The organism is Roseateles sp. P2_H4 (assembly GCF_056403315.1).
Map to the genome: position 1 here is coordinate 14,354 of NZ_JBFUFR010000036.1, position 16,335 is coordinate 30,688.

General features: G+C 69.9%; 14 protein-coding genes. 1 reads left to right on the plus strand and 13 read right to left on the minus strand.

The annotated features are described in order from the left end of the window. Positions 1–18: 18 nt before the first annotated feature. The 13 genes from AC1DW3_RS23320 to AC1DW3_RS23380 all read right to left on the minus strand — a co-directional run bounded on the left by AC1DW3_RS23320 (position 19) and on the right by AC1DW3_RS23380 (position 14,964). Complete coding sequence (locus AC1DW3_RS23320; protein WP_477935371.1) at positions 19–768, minus strand: NF038120 family PEP-CTERM protein; 750 nt, start codon at positions 766–768, stop codon at positions 19–21. Positions 769–1,014: 246 nt separating this feature from the next. Beyond that, positions 1,015–1,536 carry a type II secretion system protein gene (locus AC1DW3_RS23325; protein WP_477935373.1) on the minus strand — a complete coding sequence of 174 codons (522 nt, stop codon included), beginning with the start codon at positions 1,534–1,536 and terminating at the stop codon, positions 1,015–1,017. A 6-nt stretch (positions 1,537–1,542) separates the two neighbouring features. Further along, positions 1,543–2,103, minus strand: a complete 561-nt coding sequence (locus tag AC1DW3_RS23330) for a type II secretion system protein (protein WP_477935375.1) — start codon at positions 2,101–2,103, stop codon at positions 1,543–1,545. Further along, positions 2,097–2,564 carry a type II secretion system protein gene (locus AC1DW3_RS23335; protein ID WP_477935377.1) on the minus strand — a complete coding sequence of 156 codons (468 nt, stop codon included), beginning with the start codon at positions 2,562–2,564 and terminating at the stop codon, positions 2,097–2,099. Before AC1DW3_RS23335 ends, AC1DW3_RS23330 begins: the two co-directional genes overlap by 7 nt. Positions 2,565–2,573: 9 nt before the next feature. Continuing rightward, positions 2,574–4,742: a secretin N-terminal domain-containing protein gene (locus AC1DW3_RS23340; protein WP_477935379.1), complete on the minus strand. Its 2,169-nt coding sequence runs from the start codon at positions 4,740–4,742 to the stop codon at positions 2,574–2,576. Then, the gene (locus AC1DW3_RS23345; protein WP_477935381.1) at positions 4,739–5,260 is read right to left on the minus strand and encodes a hypothetical protein; all 522 of its coding nucleotides are present in this window, start codon (positions 5,258–5,260) and stop codon (positions 4,739–4,741) included. Before AC1DW3_RS23345 ends, AC1DW3_RS23340 begins: the two co-directional genes overlap by 4 nt. Further along, on the minus strand, positions 5,257–5,781 hold the full coding sequence (locus AC1DW3_RS23350) for a hypothetical protein (RefSeq protein WP_477935383.1): 525 nt from the start codon (positions 5,779–5,781) through the stop codon (positions 5,257–5,259). The genes AC1DW3_RS23345 and AC1DW3_RS23350 overlap by 4 nt, the downstream gene beginning before the upstream one ends. Then, positions 5,778–6,902, minus strand: coding sequence for a hypothetical protein (locus AC1DW3_RS23355; RefSeq protein WP_477935384.1), 1,125 nt, complete (start codon positions 6,900–6,902; stop codon positions 5,778–5,780). The genes AC1DW3_RS23350 and AC1DW3_RS23355 overlap by 4 nt, the downstream gene beginning before the upstream one ends. Then, on the minus strand, positions 6,895–8,406 hold the full coding sequence (locus tag AC1DW3_RS23360) for a GspE/PulE family protein (protein WP_477935386.1): 1,512 nt from the start codon (positions 8,404–8,406) through the stop codon (positions 6,895–6,897). Before AC1DW3_RS23360 ends, AC1DW3_RS23355 begins: the two co-directional genes overlap by 8 nt. Continuing rightward, positions 8,403–9,611 carry a type II secretion system F family protein gene (locus AC1DW3_RS23365; protein WP_477935452.1) on the minus strand — a complete coding sequence of 403 codons (1,209 nt, stop codon included), beginning with the start codon at positions 9,609–9,611 and terminating at the stop codon, positions 8,403–8,405. The genes AC1DW3_RS23360 and AC1DW3_RS23365 overlap by 4 nt, the downstream gene beginning before the upstream one ends. Further along, positions 9,608–10,030, minus strand: coding sequence for a type II secretion system major pseudopilin GspG (gene gspG / locus AC1DW3_RS23370; RefSeq protein ID WP_477935388.1), 423 nt, complete (start codon positions 10,028–10,030; stop codon positions 9,608–9,610). The genes AC1DW3_RS23365 and gspG overlap by 4 nt, the downstream gene beginning before the upstream one ends. 122 nt (positions 10,031–10,152) lie before the next feature. Then, on the minus strand, positions 10,153–13,308 hold the full coding sequence (locus AC1DW3_RS23375) for an NHL domain-containing protein (protein ID WP_477935390.1): 3,156 nt from the start codon (positions 13,306–13,308) through the stop codon (positions 10,153–10,155). A 276-nt stretch (positions 13,309–13,584) separates the two neighbouring features. Continuing rightward, on the minus strand, positions 13,585–14,964 hold the full coding sequence (locus AC1DW3_RS23380; protein ID WP_477935392.1) for a TIGR03790 family protein: 1,380 nt from the start codon (positions 14,962–14,964) through the stop codon (positions 13,585–13,587). Between the two features lie 606 nt (positions 14,965–15,570). Here AC1DW3_RS23380 and AC1DW3_RS23385 point away from each other — a divergent pair. After that, a complete protein-coding gene (locus AC1DW3_RS23385; RefSeq protein WP_477935394.1) occupies positions 15,571–16,332 on the plus strand; it encodes a TSUP family transporter in 762 nt (253 codons plus the stop codon). The last annotated feature ends 3 nt before the right edge of the window (positions 16,333–16,335 follow it).

Here is a 16,335-nt window from a genome sequence, read left to right on the forward strand (position 1 = left end):
GAAGCGGGGGGTATGGGATCAGACGGCGCGGCGGCGACGGGCACCCAAGGCAGCCAGGCCGGCGGCACCGAGCAGGGCCAGGCTGGCCGGCTCGGGCACGTGCTCGATGACGATGTCGTCAAGGGCGAACTGGGCGCGGTCGGTCGAGAAGGCCGAGCAGGTGTTGCCGGCACCCGGAGCCGGGCAGGCGAAACCGTAGGCGTAGACGACATCGAACTCGATGTTGCCGAAGGCGCCGGTGTTGATCGTGCCGAAGTTCAGGTGGCCGCCGGCATCCAGACCCGTCAGGGCGAAGGTGGCGATCGTCGCGACGCCATTGCGCATGCCTTGCAGACGGACAAATCCGGGGGTGTTCTGCAGGGGGTCACCGCTGCCGATGAAGCTGGCAGCGAAGCTGCGCACCGAGAAGCGGAAGCCGTCGGTCGAACCGAAGACGACGGCGGCGTCGTCCAGCATGGCCAGATAGTTGGTCGGGTTGTTGGCCGGGCACAGGAGGTCGGCGCAAGCACCGTTCAGGAGTGCACCGACCAGATCACCGGTCTGGGCGCCTGCGGCGTTCGAGAACGGGTCGAAGAACATGGTCCGGCCTGCCAGGCCTGCCTGGTAGAACTCGTCGTTGTGGCCGAGGACGCCGCTGTCGCCGTACATCAGCACGGACATGTCGACCGGGTCGAAACTGATGGTCGAGCGCAGCACGCCGGCCTGGGCGCTCACCGAAGCGGCCAATGCCACCGCAGCCAAAGCGATCGACGTCAAAGTCTTCTTCATTGAACTACCCACTTTCTTTGTAAAGTTGAATCACACTGCGCAGGCAAGCGGCGCCGGCGGCGCTGCAACCTCCTTCGGGTCGAATGGAGGTCCTGCGTATGAGTCGAATGACCCATCGAGGCGGCCGATTCTGGGTGAGCAGGAATTCACGGCCATCCCCAGTTGCCCGGCCTTCAGGCGAGGGGGGAACGGGTATTCACCGAGTCAACAGACTTGACTAGCCCGTACGAAATTCCACTGCACTAATCACCTTGACACGCCGCTGGCTGCTGAGGCAGCCGAAGCCGCAGAACCTGGATCGGCGATGAACTGGGGTCTGGCCGAATTGCGCGATGCGAAGAGCAGGTCGCGCGCCTGCCGGACCTGCGTGCCGTCGGGCCCGAACTCGCGCAGCAGGAGGTGCTCGGAGCGGCTGCGCACGGCGCTGAAGGCGCCCGGCTGGCCGGGCTCGGCCACCAGTTCCCAGTCGGGCTTGCCGGTGAAGGGGTCCGCGTAGGCACGGCGCAGGTGACGGCGTGGTTGGGGCGTGCGGTTGTCGGCGAGCAAGTCGTCCAGGCTCTTCGGATATTGCTGCGGCGGGTTGGGCGTGGCCAGCGCATAGGCGGCGATGGCCCGCGCGATCTCGCCGCCACGGAACAGCAACTCCCGCTCGCGTTCGCGCTCGGCCGCCGTGCTCCAGGCCTGGCCGAGGGCGGCGAGGCCGGCTGCGGTCAGCGCAACGAGGAAGAGGACGGCGAGATAGCTGTAGCCGCGCTGCAGACGCCCCATCGCCGGCTACCAGTCCGCATACAGACGGCCATCGGCGCTGCGCCCGGCGGCGCCGCTGCGCACGTCCCAGAGCCGACCGCTGGCCTGCATTTCGGTGGGCGGCGGCAACTCCACCCAGGTCTCACGGCTGGCGGTCAGCGGGTCCTCGGGAATGTCACGGACATAGCGCGCCGCGGCCAGCTCCTGCAGCGACTCGGGATAACGGCCTTTGTCAGCGGCGTACTGGTCGATGGCGTCGCGCATCGTCGTCAACGATTGCAGCAGGGCTGTCTCCTTGCTCTTGTGCAGCGAGGCGAAATAGCGCGGCGCGGCGATGGAGGCGAGCAGGGCCACGATGGCCATCACGACGATGAGCTCGATGAGGGTGAAGCCGCGATGAGCCGGGCGCCGGGCCGCCGTGAAACCAACACTGCCGGCTCGCGCCCCCTCGGGGGCTGAGGCCGCGCAGAAAGCGCCCAGTGGGCGGTTTCTGGCTGCCGAAGAGTGGCGCCCTGGGGCGCCACGCGGCCTGCAAGGCCGATCGCGTACTCGCGAGCGGGGGGCTGACATCCGCTGCTTCATCACCATTCCTTCAATCGCGAACCATCCAACGCCTTGCGCTCCGAGCGCGAGTAGACGTCGAACACGTCCTTGCCGGCTCGCGGGTCGTCGGGGGCGCTCTCGTAGGCACGCAGGCCCCAGGTCTCGGCGGCACTCATCTCGGCCGGCGCGAAGGGGTCGCGCGGCAGGCGGCGCAGGAAATAGATCTTGCGGCCATTCGGCGACTTCACATCGGGCACGCCGTCGACGAGCAAGGCCAGCTTCGGCGGGTAGCCGCTGTCCTCGGGGCTCTGCACGATGCTGCCGGTCTCGACGGCATGCTTGTAGGCATCCAGGGCCTCGCGCAGCGTGCGCAGGGCCTGGCGCAGCTCGTGCTCGCGGCCACGCTGCACCGACAGCTCGAGCAGCGGCCGCGCGGCGGACGCGAGCACGCCCAGCATGACCAGCACAACCAGCATCTCGATGAGCGTGAAGCCACGAGCTCGCATCGGCGCTACCTACTTCACCGCTTCTACGGTCAGGAGCCCAGAGCCTTCCAGGCGCACCGGCGCGGACTCGCCATTCAAGCCATTGGCCACCAACGAACTGACGCCGATATTGAGCACCTGCCCTGCCGCCGGCGGCAGCGCGCGGAAGGCGACGACACGGTCGCCGCGCGGCGCCAGCTCGACCGGATAGCGCCCGGGCGTGACACCCTGCAGGGGCTGGGCCGGCGTGAGCTTGGCGGGGTCGTACTCCAGCTCGCCCTTGATCTGCAGGCCGCTTTCGTTCTTCAGCGCGACGGAGACGGTGCCGCCGGGCGGGATCTGCGGCGTGACGTCCAGCTTCAGCGTCGCCTCGGTGGGCGCGGCGGCAGGCTGGAACTGGGCCGCGGGCGCGGCCGTGCCGCTGCTCGGCGCCACGCCGACCCTGGCCTCGCGGCGCAGCAGGCTGCTGAAGGCGCCGGGGCTGGCGTCCGTGCCGCTGGCCAGTCGCGTGAGGGACGCATCCGGCACGGCCAGGTTGCGCACGACCCGCGGCGTGATCAGCAGCACGACCTCGGTCTTGGCGCGCGTGTCGGTCTGGGTGCCGAACAGGCGACCCAGCACGGGGATGCGCGACAGCCCCGGGATGCCGGAGCCGCTCTTGCGATCCTCGTCGTTGATGAGGCCGGCCAGCACCTGGGTCTCGCCGTCGGCCAGGCGCAGCACGGTGGAGGTGTTGCGCGTGCCGATCTCGTAGGCCGTCGTGCCGCCGGGGCCGGTGACCTGGCGGATCAGGTTGCTGACCTCCAGGCCGATCTTGATGACGACGTCGTTGTCGAGCTGGATGGTGGGCTCGACGTCGAGCTTGAGGCCGACGTCGAGATAGCTGACCGAGGCCGCGACCGACGTGGAGCCGGTGAAGTTGGTCGTCGTCGTGAACACCGGCAGCTTCTGTCCGATGTGGACCTTGGCCTTGTCGCGATTGCGCACGCGGATCTTGGGATTGGCCAGGATGTTGGAGTTGCCGGCCGTGCCACGCAGCGTGGCGATGATGGTCGGGTTGGCGATGCTGGCGCGGAAGTTGATCGGGTTCTTGCCGCCGATGAAGACGCGCGAGGGAATGGCGCCCGCCGCGTCACTGATGCCCAGCTGCATCTCCTCGGGCCACTGCAGGCCCAGTGTGTCGACCTGGTCGGTGGCCAGCTCCATGACCTCGACCTCGAGCATGACCTCGGGCTCGGGCAGGTCGACCGAGGCGATGAGCTTTTCCACCAGGCGCAGCACCTCGGGCGTGTCGCGCACGATGAGCAGGTTCAGGCGCTCGTCGATGTGGATGTCGCGCACCTTGGCGATGGTGCGCACCATGGCCTGCACCTGCTTCACGTCGGCATTGGTCAGGTAGAGGGTGCGGGTGATCAGCTCCTGGTGCTCGCGCTGCTTGGCGGCCGTGTTCGGGAAGATCAGCACCGAGGTCTCGTTGAGCAGCTTGCGGTCCAGCTGCTGGGTGCCGAGGATGACGCGCATGGCCTCATCCATCGTCACGTTGCGCAGGAAGACGGTCACACGGGCATCGGAGCGCACGTCCTTGTCGAAGACGAAATTGACGCCGCTGGAGCGGGCCAGCGCCTCGAAGACCTGGCGCAGCGGCGCCTCGCGGAATTCCAGCGTGACCGGCTTCTGGAAGGCCGGGCCGAGTTCGCCGACCGCCGCCTCCAGCGGCCGCGCCTGGGCGACCTGGCTGGCCAGCAGGCGGGCGCCGGGGTGCTGGGGCGATTCGGCCAGGATCTCGCGAGCCACGGCTTCCGCGCGCTCCAGGCGGCCCTCCTTCAACGCGGCACGGCCGGTGGCCAGCTGGGCGTCCTGACGGCGGCTGCGCTCCACTTCGGTGGTCAACGCGGCCAGGCGCGGATGGCGGGCGTCGGCCTGGGCCAGTTGGCTCAGCAGCGCCGAGGCTTCGTCCCAACGCCCGGCGCCGCGCAGCGCCTCGATCTGCAAGATGAGCCGCGCCGAGGCCTGCTCGCGGGCGCGCACCTGGGCGGCGCGCAGCTGCGGGTCGGTCGGGTCCTTGGCGAGGGCGTCGTCGAGCACGCGCAGGGCCGCGGGCCACTGGTTGCCGCGGCCGAGGTCCTCGGCCTGGCGCAGCGCCGGGTTGGCGCAGGCCGTCAGCAGCGCGACGGCGAAGATGAGAAGGAGCTTCTTCATGGGATGGGCCTGAAGACGATGTTCTGGGGAAGCTGGCCGGGCAGCCAGGTCAGGCGCACGCCACTGTCGGTGACCTGCTCGACGCGCCATTGGCCGTCGATGACGTCGCCGCGCTTGGCGCTCAGCGCCTTGTTCGGGCCGGTCAGCAGGGCAACCTCGACGGCCTTGGCGCCCTCGCCTTCAATGACGCGGCCGATCATCTGGTAGGGCGCCGGCGGCGCGACGGGCGGGGGCGGCGGGGCGGCAGCGATCGGCGGCGGCGCGGGGGGCGGGGGTGGTGGTGGCGGGGGTTGCCAGGCGGCCAATTGGGCGGCGGCCACCTCGGCCCAAGGCTGGCGCGCACCGTCCACTGGCGCGGGGGCGACGGTGGTGGGCGCTGCGACAGGGGCGGGGCGGCGTGCCGGCGCGGCGACGGGGGTCGTGACCTCTTCGTCAGGGCGCGTCGCGACCCAGGCGGTGGCAGCCAGCGTCGCAACCAGGGCGCCGGCGAGAACGAGTTGACGGGACGTCGGCTTCATGGCGCGGCCCTCCCGTGCAGCGACCATTGCAGCTCGGCATCGACGTCGGCGCTCAAGGGGCTGACGCGGCGCAGCTTGATCGCGTCCAGGCTCAGTGCCGGGTCGTGTTCCAGCGCGGCGGCTATGAAGCGGCGCAGCTGCGCATAGCTGCCGGTGACGGGCATGGTCACACGCAGCCTCTCCAGGCCCTCGGTGCTGGACAGCCGGTGTTCGGTGCGTGCGCCGACGAGGTCGAGGCGGATGCTGAGCTCCAGCAGATCGGCCAGGCGCTGCTGGCGGCTGCCCGACGCCGGCAGCGTGGCCTGCCATTGCTGCACGCTGATCGGCACGGCCGTCGCGGCGGCGGCGGGCCTGGCCTTGGCGCGCAAGTCGCGGGCCTCGGCCTGCAGCCTGACGGCCTGGGCGTCCCAGCGCTGGCCCAGCACGACGGCCGCCACGGCGAGCGCCAGCGCGGCAAGACCGGCGAGGCCGGGCCAGCCTAACTTTCTGAACATCGCCTTGATGAGGGCCTGGCGTTTCACGAGCCCCCTCGCGTCGCCACACGGGCATTGATCTCGAAGCGCTGGCCGACCAGGCCGGTTTCGGCGGCCGAGAAGCGCGACAGCACGACCTGGCTCCAGCCCGGCGTCGTGCCGAGCTGTTCGGCCAGCTGCAGGGCCAGCAGCTTGTCGGGCGTCAGGCCTTCCAGGCGCAGCTCACCGCGGCCGGCGCTGGCGTCCAGGCCCAGCCAGGCGATGGTCTTGGCGTCGGCACCGGCGGTCTCGACGCGCGTCAGCAGCGGCTCCCAGGGCATGGCCAGCAGCGCACGGGCCTCATTGGCCGAACGGTTCTCGGCCGGTTCGGCACGGCCGCGCGCAGCCGGCTTGGGCGCCGCGGCCGGGCGCAGCGTGGCGACGCGGTCGCGTGCGGCCTGGGCGGCATCCAGCGTGCGACGGCTGTCGACGGCGCTCCAGGCGGCCGTGGCCAGCACGAGGGCACCGGTGGCGGCCAGCGGCCAGGCCAGCGGCGAACGTCCCGAGCGCGGCAGGAAGTCGGGTTGCGGCGTCGCGGGGCCGGGCTGAGGGATCAGTTCGGCGGCAGACGTGCCGACGGCGAGCGGTGGGTCGCCACCGAGATCGGCCAGGCTCTGCACGCGGCGCGACTGCAGGCCCGTCACGCGGCCACGGTCGAGCTGGATGACGACGGCAACGTCGCCTTCATGCCAGACCGCGCGGCCCGAGCCGGCGCGCGTTGCGGCGGGCAGCGAGGCCAGCCATGCGGCCCAGGCCGGACGCACGGCGGCGAGGCGCACGCGGGCGGCATCCGCCTGGCTGCGCAGCGCGGCCAGGTCCAGGCCATGCAGCGCCGACGCGCCCGCCGCTTCGCCGAGGCGCCAGGGCGCGATGGCGAAGCGCTGCGCGGCGCCGCCGAAATAGTGGGCGAACTGCTGCTGGGCGTAGGACTGCACGGCATCCAGGTCGGCCAGCGGCAGCCCCGGCTCGGTGACCAGTTCATGCAGGGCGCGGGCGCTGACGACCAGTTCGACGGCCGTGCCTGGCATGTCGCGGCACCAGGCGGCGAACTCGTCGCCGCCGGGCGTGACGAAGAGGCGCCGCGGCTTGGCCAGCTTCGCGGCGATCTGCTGGCGCAGGCGCTCACTCATCGAGGGTGACACGTTCCAGCTCCTCGAAGGTGGTGTCGCCACGGCAGACGGCCGCCAGGGCCATCTCGCGCAGCGACTTCATGCCACGCGCCTTGGCCGCGGCCTTGATTTCGGACATCGGCGCGCGTGCGGCGATGAGGTCGCGCAGGCCATCGTCGAGCTTCAGCAGTTCGGCCACCGCGCGACGGCCCTTGTAGCCTGTGCCGCGGCAATGGCCGCAGCCCTCGCCCTTCAGGAAGTTGCCGTTGATGACGCCGTGTCTTGTGAGGGTGGCGGCATCAGGTGTGAACGGCTGCGCGCAGTGCTTGCACGTCAGCCGCACCAGGCGCTGGGCCAGCACGGCGTTCAGGGCCGACACGACGTTGTAAAGGTCCAGGCCCATGTGCATGAAGCGGCCGATGACGTCGAACGCGTTGTTCGCATGCACCGTGCTGAAGACCAGATGGCCCGTCAGCGCGGCCTGCACGGCGATCTGCGCGGTCTCGGCGTCGCGGATCTCGCCCACCATGACGCGGTCCGGGTCGTGGCGCAGGATGGAGCGCAGGCCGCGCGAGAAGGTCAGACCCTTCTTCTCGTTGACGGGGATCTGCACGACGCCGCTGAGCTGGTACTCGACCGGGTCCTCGATGGTGATGATCTTGTCGGCGCCGGTGTGGATCTCGGCCAGCGTCGCGTACAGCGTCGTCGTCTTGCCGGAGCCGGTGGGGCCGGTGACGAGCAGCATGCCGTGGGGCTGGCGGGCCTGGTGGCGGATGGCGGCGCGCTCGTCGTCGCCAAAGCCGAGGGAATCGAGCGTCAACGAGCCGGCGCGGGCGATGGCCGCGCGATCCAGGATACGGATGACGGCGTCCTCGCCAAACACGCTGGGCATGACGCTGAGGCGGAAGTCGATCTCGCGGCCCTGCACGCGCAGCTTGAAGCGACCGTCCTGCGGCAGGCGGCGTTCGCCGATGTCGAGCTCGGCCATGACCTTGAGGCGCGACACGAGTTGCTCGGCCACCTGCGGGCTCTCGACCTGGCGCACCACGGCCATGACGCCGTCGACGCGGAAGCGAATCATCGCGCCACGGGCCGTGCATTCGATGTGGATGTCGGAGGCGGTGTCCTGCAGCGCGTCGTAGATGGTGGCGTTGAGCAGGCGCACAACGGGGCTGGCCTGCTCGGACAGCGCCAGGGCCGACAGCTCCTCGGTGTGGTCCTCAATGGTGGTCAGCGCGTCTTCGACATCCGACAGCGCGCGGAAGTCGGCCTCGCCAGCGCCGAGGAAATGGGTCACCGCCTCGGTCGATGCACGCTGCCAACCCACCGGCGCGCTCAGGCGCGACTCGACGCTCTGCAGCAGCATCACGTCCTCGTCGCGCTCGGCCAGCAGCACGCGGCGGTTGTCGGCACCGACAGCCAGCACGGCACGCCAGCGCTGAGCCTGGGCTTGGGGCCACTGCTCGAAATCGAGATGCCAGGGGCCTTGCTCGGCCGGCAGCCAGTCGTTCAGCGACGTGCTCATTGCACCTGCTCCACCAGCTGGAAGATGGGCAGGTACATCAAGACAATGATGCCCCCGATCAGCACGCCCATGATCAACATCAGCGCCGGGTTCACCAGGCGGGACAACAGGTCGGTCAGGCGTGCGGCCTCTTCGTCGTGGAAGGCGGCGGCGCGTTCCAGCATGGCGGCGACCTCGCCGCTGCGCTCGCCCACGCGCAGCATGCGACGCGCAACCGGCGTGGCCAGGTCTTGCGCGTCGAAGGCGGCGGACAGGCGCTCGCCACGCTCGATCTGCGCGGCGGCGGCCTGCACGGCGGCGCGCCAGGGCGCGGCAACGACGTCGACGACGATCTTCAAGGCCGGCAGCGCGGGCACGCCCGAGGCCAGCAGCATGGCCAGCGAGCGATAGAGCCGCGCCAGCGCCAGCACGCGCAGTCGCGGGCCCAGGCCCGGCAGCGTCCACAGCGCGGCTTGCGCGCGTTGGCGCACGATGGGCTGGCGCAGCAGCGTGAAGATCGCAAAGCCCACGGCTGCGATGCCACCGATGACCAGGCCGGGATGCGCGCCGGCCGTCTGGCCGAACTCGATCAGCACCCGCGAGGCCCAGGGCAGGTCGGCACTGGTCTGCTCCAGGATGCCGGCAAAGCGCGGCAGCACGTAGAGCAGCAGGAAAAGGATGACGAGGGAACCGACACCGAGCAGCATCAGCGGATAGACCAGGGCCGCGACGAGGCGCGAGCGCAGCGCATCGACCCAGGCCAGGTAGCGCGCATGCTGGGCCAGGGCCGTGGACAGCTGGCCGGTCTTCTCGTTGGCGGCGACGATGGCGCAGATCAGCTCGTCGAAGGCCTGCGGCTGCTGGCGCAGCGCGATGGACAGGGGCTGGCCCTGCTCGATCTGGCTGGTGACGGCATCCAGCGCGGCACGCACGCCGGGCTGGCCTTCCTTCTCGCGCAGCGTGCTCAGGGCTTCGAGCAGGGCGATGCCGGCGTCCAGCAGCACGGCCAGTTCCTGGCTGAAGAGCTGCAGCGGGAATTTGCTGTTGCGGCGCCAGGGCTGGGCGCTCTCAGAAGCGGCAGCGACCTCCTGCACCTCCAGCACGTGCTGGGGCGGCACACCGAGCACGGCGGCGACGGCGGCGCGGTCGGGCGCTTCGACCCGCTCGGTGCTGACGGCGCCCGCGCGCAGGACGCGGGTCTGGAACTGGGGCACGGCGAGGATCACCAAGAGGTGAGGTCGGCGTCCTCACCCTCACCGCCGGGGCGGCCGTCCTTGCCGAAGCTCAGCAGGTCGTATTCGCCATGCTCGCCGGGGCTGCGGTATTGGTATTCATTGCCCCAGGGGTCCTTGGGCACGGCCTTGGACAGATAGGGCCCGGCCCATTTCGGCTCGTCGGCGGGCTTGGTGACCAGCACGGCCAGGCCCTGCTCGGTGCTGGGATAGCGGCCGACATCCAGGCGGTACTGGTCCAGCGACTTGGTCAGCGCATCGATCTGGGCACGGGTCGCCTTGACCTCGCTCTTGCCGATCTGGCCGAAGAACTTAGGCCCGACGTACCCGGCCAGCAGGCCGATGATGACCATGACGACCAGCAGTTCAAGCAGGGTGAAGCCGCGGGCGCGGGCGGAAAAAGTGCGGGACATGGTCGGGCAGGGTACAGCGGGAGGGCGACTGTTCAACGGCAGGCGCCGTCGGGCAATCGGGATTTGACCGACCCGCATTCTCAGGGGAGGCATGTAAAGAGCCTCCCCCATGGGGCACCTCGTCAGTCCCCGACGATGGCGCCTTCGCTGAGGAAGACCAGCCGGCCGGCCGGCGTGACGGTGATGGCCGTGGGCTGGTTGATGTTGCCGCCCGGGCCCGGCTGCAGGACAGACACCAGGCTGTTGCTGGCGATCACGGTGCTGACCTGGCCGCTGGGGGTGATGCGACGGATGGCGTTGTTGCCCGTGTCGGCCACATAGAGGTTGCCGCGGGCGTCGAAGGCCAGGCCACTGGGGTTGTTGAAGCGGGCGAAGGCGCCGATGTCGTCGATGAGGGCCGAAGAGTAGGGAGCGCCCGCCGCCGTGCTGACCTCGCCGTTGGGCGCCAGCTTGCGGATGGACTGGTAGCCGTCGGTGAAATAGACGTTGTCCGCCTTGTCGATGGCCAGATACCTCACGGCGCCGAGACGGGCGTCGCTGCCCACGCCGTTCACATAGCCGCTTTCGCCTGATTTGCCGGCAATGGTGGTCACCGTCCCGTCGGGCGTGACGCGCCGCAGCACGTAGTAGCCTTGTTCAGCGACGATGAGATTGCCCTTGCTGTCCACCACCATGCCGGCAGGCGCGCTGAAGCGCGCGGCAGCGCCGACGCCATCCACGCAGCCCCAATCCCAGGTCCTGCCGGCGATGGTGGTCACCGTGCCGCTGGCGCTGATGCGGCGGATCTGGCCGCCATCCGAGACATAGAGATTGCCCGCCGCGTCGTAGGCCAGGCCGATGGGATGGGCGAAGGTGGCCAGGCTGGCCGGGCCGTCGTCGCCGCCATAGTTCGAGGTACCGGCCAGGGTGTCCAGCAGCCGGCTGTCCAGGGAGAAGCGCCGGATGCGGCGATTCGTGGTGTCCGCGAGGGTCAGCGTGCCGTTCGGGGCGAGGATCAGCGCGCTCGGGTGGCCGGCATAGGAGGCAAATCGGGCCGCAGTGCCGACCCCGTCAGCAAAGCCACCCGAGCGCCCGCCGCCCGCCAGCGTCGTCACCGTGGCGTCCACCGTCAGGGTGCGCACAGCGTAGGCCGAGTTGTCGAAGAAGGCGAGACCGCCGTTGGGAAGGCTGGCCAGCACCGTCGGGTTGCCGGCCGACGCGGTGGCGCCTGGGCCATCGACGCTGGTCGGATAGCCGTCGTTGGAATTCCCGCTGCCGACGGCGGTCACGACATTGCCGATGGTGGAGATGCGCGCAATGCGCTGGTTGTCGGCAACGAAGAGATTGCCGCGCCCGTCAAAGGCCAGGCCCGTGATGTAGCCGAGGCGGGCCGAGGTGCGGTAGCCCTCGGTCTGGCCATAGCTGTCGGGCGCACCGGCGTAGTAGCTGACTTCCCCGGACGGCGAGATCTGGCGAATGGCGGTGCCGTCGGCCACAAAGACGTTCTTGTTGGCGTCGACCGCCAGCTTGCCGATGTTGGAAAAGCGCGCAGCACTGCCTGTGCCATCGGTCTTGCCGCTTTCGGTGGGGCTGCCCGCCAGCGTGCTCACCACGCCCGCCGACGTGATCTTGCGCACCAGCTGGCCGTTGGAGTTGTTGCGCTCGGAAAAATAGAGCGTGCCGTCGGCGTCAACAGCCATGCCCATGACCCCGCTCACGCTCGCCTGGCTGAGCGCGCCATCCCGGGTGTTGCAGCCGTCAGTGCCCAGGAAGCCGGACACCACACCCGCGGCAATGCGGCGGATGTTGCAATACTCGGCCACATAGACGGTTCCGGCCCGGTCCACCGCGACTTGCTGCGGGTAGTAGAAGCGCGCATCCACCAGGGGGCCATCGACGCGGGAAGGGTTCTTGGGTTGGCCACCAAACAGCTTGACGGTGCCGTCGGGGCTGACGCGCCGGATCACGCTGTTGTTGTTGTCGATCACATAGACATTGCCGCTGGGGTCGGCGCTGATGCCCCCAGCCCAGTTGAAGCGCGCCAGGTTGCCCTTGCCGTCGGCATAGCCGCTGCCACCGGTGTTGCCGGCCAGGAGGCGCACCAAGGGCGTCACTTCCAACCGAGCGGCGTTGCTGTTCAGCGTGGCAGCCGCATTGCTGACGGCCGCACGCAGACGGGTATGCGTATCGGCCAGCGTGACGCTGCCGATCGAGTAGCTGGGCGAGGTGGCGCCGGGGATGTCGCTCCAGCTCAGGCCCTCGTCCTGGCTTTGCTGCCATTGGTAGCGCAGCGGCGGGGTGCCGGTGGCGGCAACGCGGAAGGTGACGCCTTCACCGTTGAAGAGCAGGGAGGCATCTGACGGGTGCAGGGTGATGGCCGGGGCCGCGGCGTTCACAGTGGCGACGGCCGCCTCGCTGAGCGCGTAGCCGGCGCCGTTGCCGACGCGCACGGTGAAGCGGTCGCCGCTGCTGGCAAGGGCCAGGGTGGTGATGTAGCTGGCCTCGGTGGCACCCAAGATGGTGTTGCCGTTGCGCAGCCACTGGTAGGCCAGCGGCGCGCTGCCGGCGGCCGTGACCTTGAAGGTGACGGAGGCGCCGTCGCTGGTCGTGACCGACTCCGGCGCCGTGACGATGCGCGGCGCGACCGCGGTCACGGTGAGCTTGGCTTCCTGGCTGTTGACCGTGCCGGCCGGGTTGGTGACCACGACCTTGAAGACCGCAGCGTTGTCGGCCAGCGCCAGGGCCGCGGTGGTGTAGGTGGCCTTGTCCGCGCCCGCGATGACGACGCCATTGCGCTGCCACTGGTACTGGATGGGCTCGCTGCCGGTGGCGGTCACGTCGAAGGAAACCACGTCGCCATCCTTGGCCGTCTGGGCCTGGGGCTGGGCGGTGAGGTTCAAGGCGATGGGCGAGACCGTCAGCGTGACGACGCTGCTCATCACCGAGGCATTGGGGCCGCTGACCACCACGACGTATTTGGCGTCGTTGTCGGCCATGTGCAGCACCGGCGTGGTGTAGCTGGCTCCGGTGGCGCCGGTGATGGCCTTGCCATCGCGCTGCCACTGGTAGCTCAGGCTGGAGCCACTGGCCGTGACGCTGAAGGTGGTGGTGGCACCGTCGTTGACCTTGGCGTCCAGGGGCTGGGTGCCGATGCTGGGCGCCACGATGGCGGGAGGGGTGATCGGTGGCGTCGGGGTGGGGTCGGAACCGCCGCCACCACCACCGCCTCCACAGGCGGTCAGCGTCAGGCCGGCACAGAGGCTCAGCATCCAGCCCGCAGCCCGCAGACGTCGGGCCATGGCTTGCGGTGCCACGCGATCGATTCTTTTCATCACAGTCCCCAGCTCTTGCAATCCAGCCGGGGGTGCATCCACGCCGCGGGCAGCCATCGGGCTGTCCGTCCTGCTTGCCGTGCGCGCCTCCCCAGCGCCAGCCCACCTTGGGGCTCTGTCGCGATGACGCTGAAGGATCAGCTGCCTCGCGGGGCGCCACGATAGAGGCGGCCCGCCGTGAGTGTCCATGGCAGAAAGCCCCATCGCGGGCCGGCGCACCCCGCATTCGAGCGAGCGCAAACCCTAGGCCGAAACCGCCAGGGCGCAGCGATTGGCCGGGTTGTCGGGGCAGGGCCCGACCCAGCGGATCTGGGTGGCCGCCGCGGGCGGCAGGGGCGCGCGAGCGTCGAGGGCCTGGGCAAGCACGCCGGTGAACTCGGCCAGCGCGGCCCAGGCGCCAGCCGCGCCGATGCGGTATTCCAGGCTGTAGCGCGAGCCAGGCCGCAGACTGCGCGTCTTGATCTGGTATTCGCCGGAGACGATGGCGAAGCTGGGTGTGTCACGGAAGGGCTGGGCCAGCGGTTCGCCGACAAACAGCCCCTGCCCCGGCCACTGCACGGCCTTCCAGTAGGCCTCGATGGCCGTCGCGCCACGCCAGTACTGGTCGATGAGGACCGAAGCACGCGGGAACTTCTGCTGCAGATTGCAGGGCTCCTCGACGGTGCCGTAGCTGGCCGTGACGCCGGCATCCAGCCAGGCGGTGATGGGCATCTGGCCAGCACCCGAAGGCAGCAGGCCGCCGGTGGAGGTCAGCGAATCGGCCAGCGCGCCGGGTCGAAATTGCAGCGTCGACAGATTGGCAACGCTGGTCAGCCCCGTCAGATAGAAGAGCAGGCCGCTCTTGCCCGACAGCGCGTTGGCACTGGCCGGGCCGGCACTGTTGTCGACATAGTTCAGCGCCAAGGCGCCGCTCCAGGCCGCGGGCAAGGGAGCGAAATCGTTCCAGCGCACGCTGCGGTCGCTGTCGGTCGTGCGCACCAGCCAGCCCTCGCCGGCCGGCCGGGTGGCGTCGGCGGCGACGCCGCGGTTGATCAACGCCTGGGCGGCCGCCAGCGTGCGGGCGCCCAGCAGCATCGAGGGGCGTATCTGCACGTCAGCCTGCGGCCGGCGCGCTTCGCTGTCGTAGAGCGGTGAGGCGGCCGTGCTCTTGCAGGCGTCGGTCGATGGGCTGGGGTTGCAATAACGCGCGTCGAAACCCAGGGCCATCGCGCTGGTGATGCCCATGCTGCAGGCCCCGCTGACCCGGCTGGGCGCGGCCCAGGTCAGCAGCGTGGCCTGGATGCCTGCCGGCAACTTGGCGTCGATGTCGGATTTCAACAACGCAAAGTCGGCCGCTGAGATCGCGTCCTGGGCCGTGTTAACCCGTACGCGGATCAGGTTCGCCGCCGGCACGCCGCGCGCCGCGAGATAGGCGGCGCCGACGGCCTCGCTGAGCGCATCGCCCTCGGCGACGACGACCGCCAGGTCGGCCGGCGCCAGGCCGTTGCCCGGCAGGGTAAGTGTCAAGGTCTGCCCTATGCCACCGCCGCCGCTATCGCCCCCTCCCGCGCCACCGCCACCGCCGCCGCAAGCGGTCAGCAGGGTCAGCGACAACGGCAGCAGCAGGCGGATCGACGGGCTCATGCAGCGATTCTTGCAGCGCGGACGCGCCGTCGGTTGCGCACAGTTTTGGTGCGCAGCTGCACCTTTCGCGGCCAGCGAACCCGGGCTAACCCCAGTGTCATGCACCGTGGCGGGGCAATACATTCTCGCCACTCGACGCGGTTCCGGGCTCTGGTTCAGGACCGCCGGGCGGGTTGTGAGGAGACAAATCAAGCGCCAAGCGCACCAGGTTGCTTCGTAACCCCGAAGACAATCCACCGGCCACCAAGGCACCCCTTGGTGGCCGTTTTCTTTTGTGAGCCGGAGGCCCCTCGCCTGCTCTCGCACGCTGAACGCGGCGTGCCCAGTCGGTCTTGCAGACCGCGCTGCGGCAGTGCCGCAGCTCTTCGGCAGGCACATCACGCCCACTGGGCGCAATGTGTCCGGCCTCAGCCCCCGAGGGGACGGCGATTGACCGGGCATCAAGCCCGGTCAACATCGCCCGACGGGCCGGCTCGGGAACTGGAGTCGGACACAAGCAGTCCCTGCGGACTGCTTGTGCCTACGGAAGGACATGGGCCTCTGGCCCATGGCAGGCCCAGCGCTCGGCCCGGCGAAGGCACGACGGCCGCGTGATGGAATCAAAGAATGCTCGAACTTGCCACCGTCGCCCTCGCCTCCCTGCTCGCAGGCTTCATCGACGCGGTGGCCGGTGGCGGGGGACTGGTGCTGGTGCCGGCCCTGTTCAGCACCTACCCGGGCGCGGCGCCGGCGACGCTGCTGGGCACGAACAAGGGGGCGTCGGTCTGGGGCACGGGCTGGGCGACGCTGCAGTACGTGAAGCGGGTCGACCTGCCCTGGCGTCGCCTGATGCCGGCCGCCGTTCTGGCGGGTGCCGGCAGCTTCGCCGGCGCCTGGGCGCTGACCCTGGTCAGCGCCGACGGCCTGCGCAAGGCCCTGCCGCTGGTGCTGCTGGCGGTGCTGGTCTACACACTGGCCAAGAAGGATCTCGGACGCGAGCACAAGCCGCGCTTCGCGGGCCGTGCCGAGGCCCTGGTGGCCGGCGGCATCGCGCTGGGCGTGGGCTTCTACGACGGCTTCTTCGGCCCCGGCACCGGCAGCTTCTTCGTCTTCCTGTTCGTGCGGCTGCTGGGTTACGACTTCCTGCATGCCTCGGCCACGGCCAAGCTGATGAACCTGCTGACGAATGCCTTCGCCATCGTCCTCTTCGTCAGCAAGGGCCACATCTGGTGGCATGTCGCCGCGGTGATGGCGGTGACCAACGTGGCCGGCAGCCTGCTCGGCACCCGGCTGGCCCTGAAGCATGGCGCCGGCTTCGTGCGTGGCGTCTTCGTCATCGTCGTCGGCGCCCTCATCCTCAAAACAGCCTGGGACGCCTTCTTCCGCTGATCT

What these genes read in the sequence shown, in the direction of transcription:
- AC1DW3_RS23320 (WP_477935371.1), bottom strand. Translation starts at nt 768, where the DNA reads ATGAAGAAGACTTTGACGTCGATCGCTTTGGCTGCGGTGGCATTGGCC.
- AC1DW3_RS23325 (WP_477935373.1), bottom strand. Translation starts at nt 1,536, where the DNA reads ATGGGGCGTCTGCAGCGCGGCTACAGCTATCTCGCCGTCCTCTTCCTC.
- AC1DW3_RS23330 (WP_477935375.1), bottom strand. Translation starts at nt 2,103, where the DNA reads ATGGTGATGAAGCAGCGGATGTCAGCCCCCCGCTCGCGAGTACGCGAT.
- AC1DW3_RS23335 (WP_477935377.1), bottom strand. Translation starts at nt 2,564, where the DNA reads ATGCGAGCTCGTGGCTTCACGCTCATCGAGATGCTGGTTGTGCTGGTC.
- AC1DW3_RS23340 (WP_477935379.1), bottom strand. Translation starts at nt 4,742, where the DNA reads ATGAAGAAGCTCCTTCTCATCTTCGCCGTCGCGCTGCTGACGGCCTGC.
- AC1DW3_RS23345 (WP_477935381.1), bottom strand. Translation starts at nt 5,260, where the DNA reads ATGAAGCCGACGTCCCGTCAACTCGTTCTCGCCGGCGCCCTGGTTGCG.
- AC1DW3_RS23355 (WP_477935384.1), bottom strand. Translation starts at nt 6,902, where the DNA reads ATGAGTGAGCGCCTGCGCCAGCAGATCGCCGCGAAGCTGGCCAAGCCG.
- AC1DW3_RS23360 (WP_477935386.1), bottom strand. Translation starts at nt 8,406, where the DNA reads ATGAGCACGTCGCTGAACGACTGGCTGCCGGCCGAGCAAGGCCCCTGG.
- gspG (WP_477935388.1), bottom strand. Translation starts at nt 10,030, where the DNA reads ATGTCCCGCACTTTTTCCGCCCGCGCCCGCGGCTTCACCCTGCTTGAA.
- AC1DW3_RS23375 (WP_477935390.1), bottom strand. Translation starts at nt 13,308, where the DNA reads ATGGCCCGACGTCTGCGGGCTGCGGGCTGGATGCTGAGCCTCTGTGCC.
- AC1DW3_RS23380 (WP_477935392.1), bottom strand. Translation starts at nt 14,964, where the DNA reads ATGAGCCCGTCGATCCGCCTGCTGCTGCCGTTGTCGCTGACCCTGCTG.
- AC1DW3_RS23385 (WP_477935394.1), top strand. Translation starts at nt 15,571, where the DNA reads ATGCTCGAACTTGCCACCGTCGCCCTCGCCTCCCTGCTCGCAGGCTTC.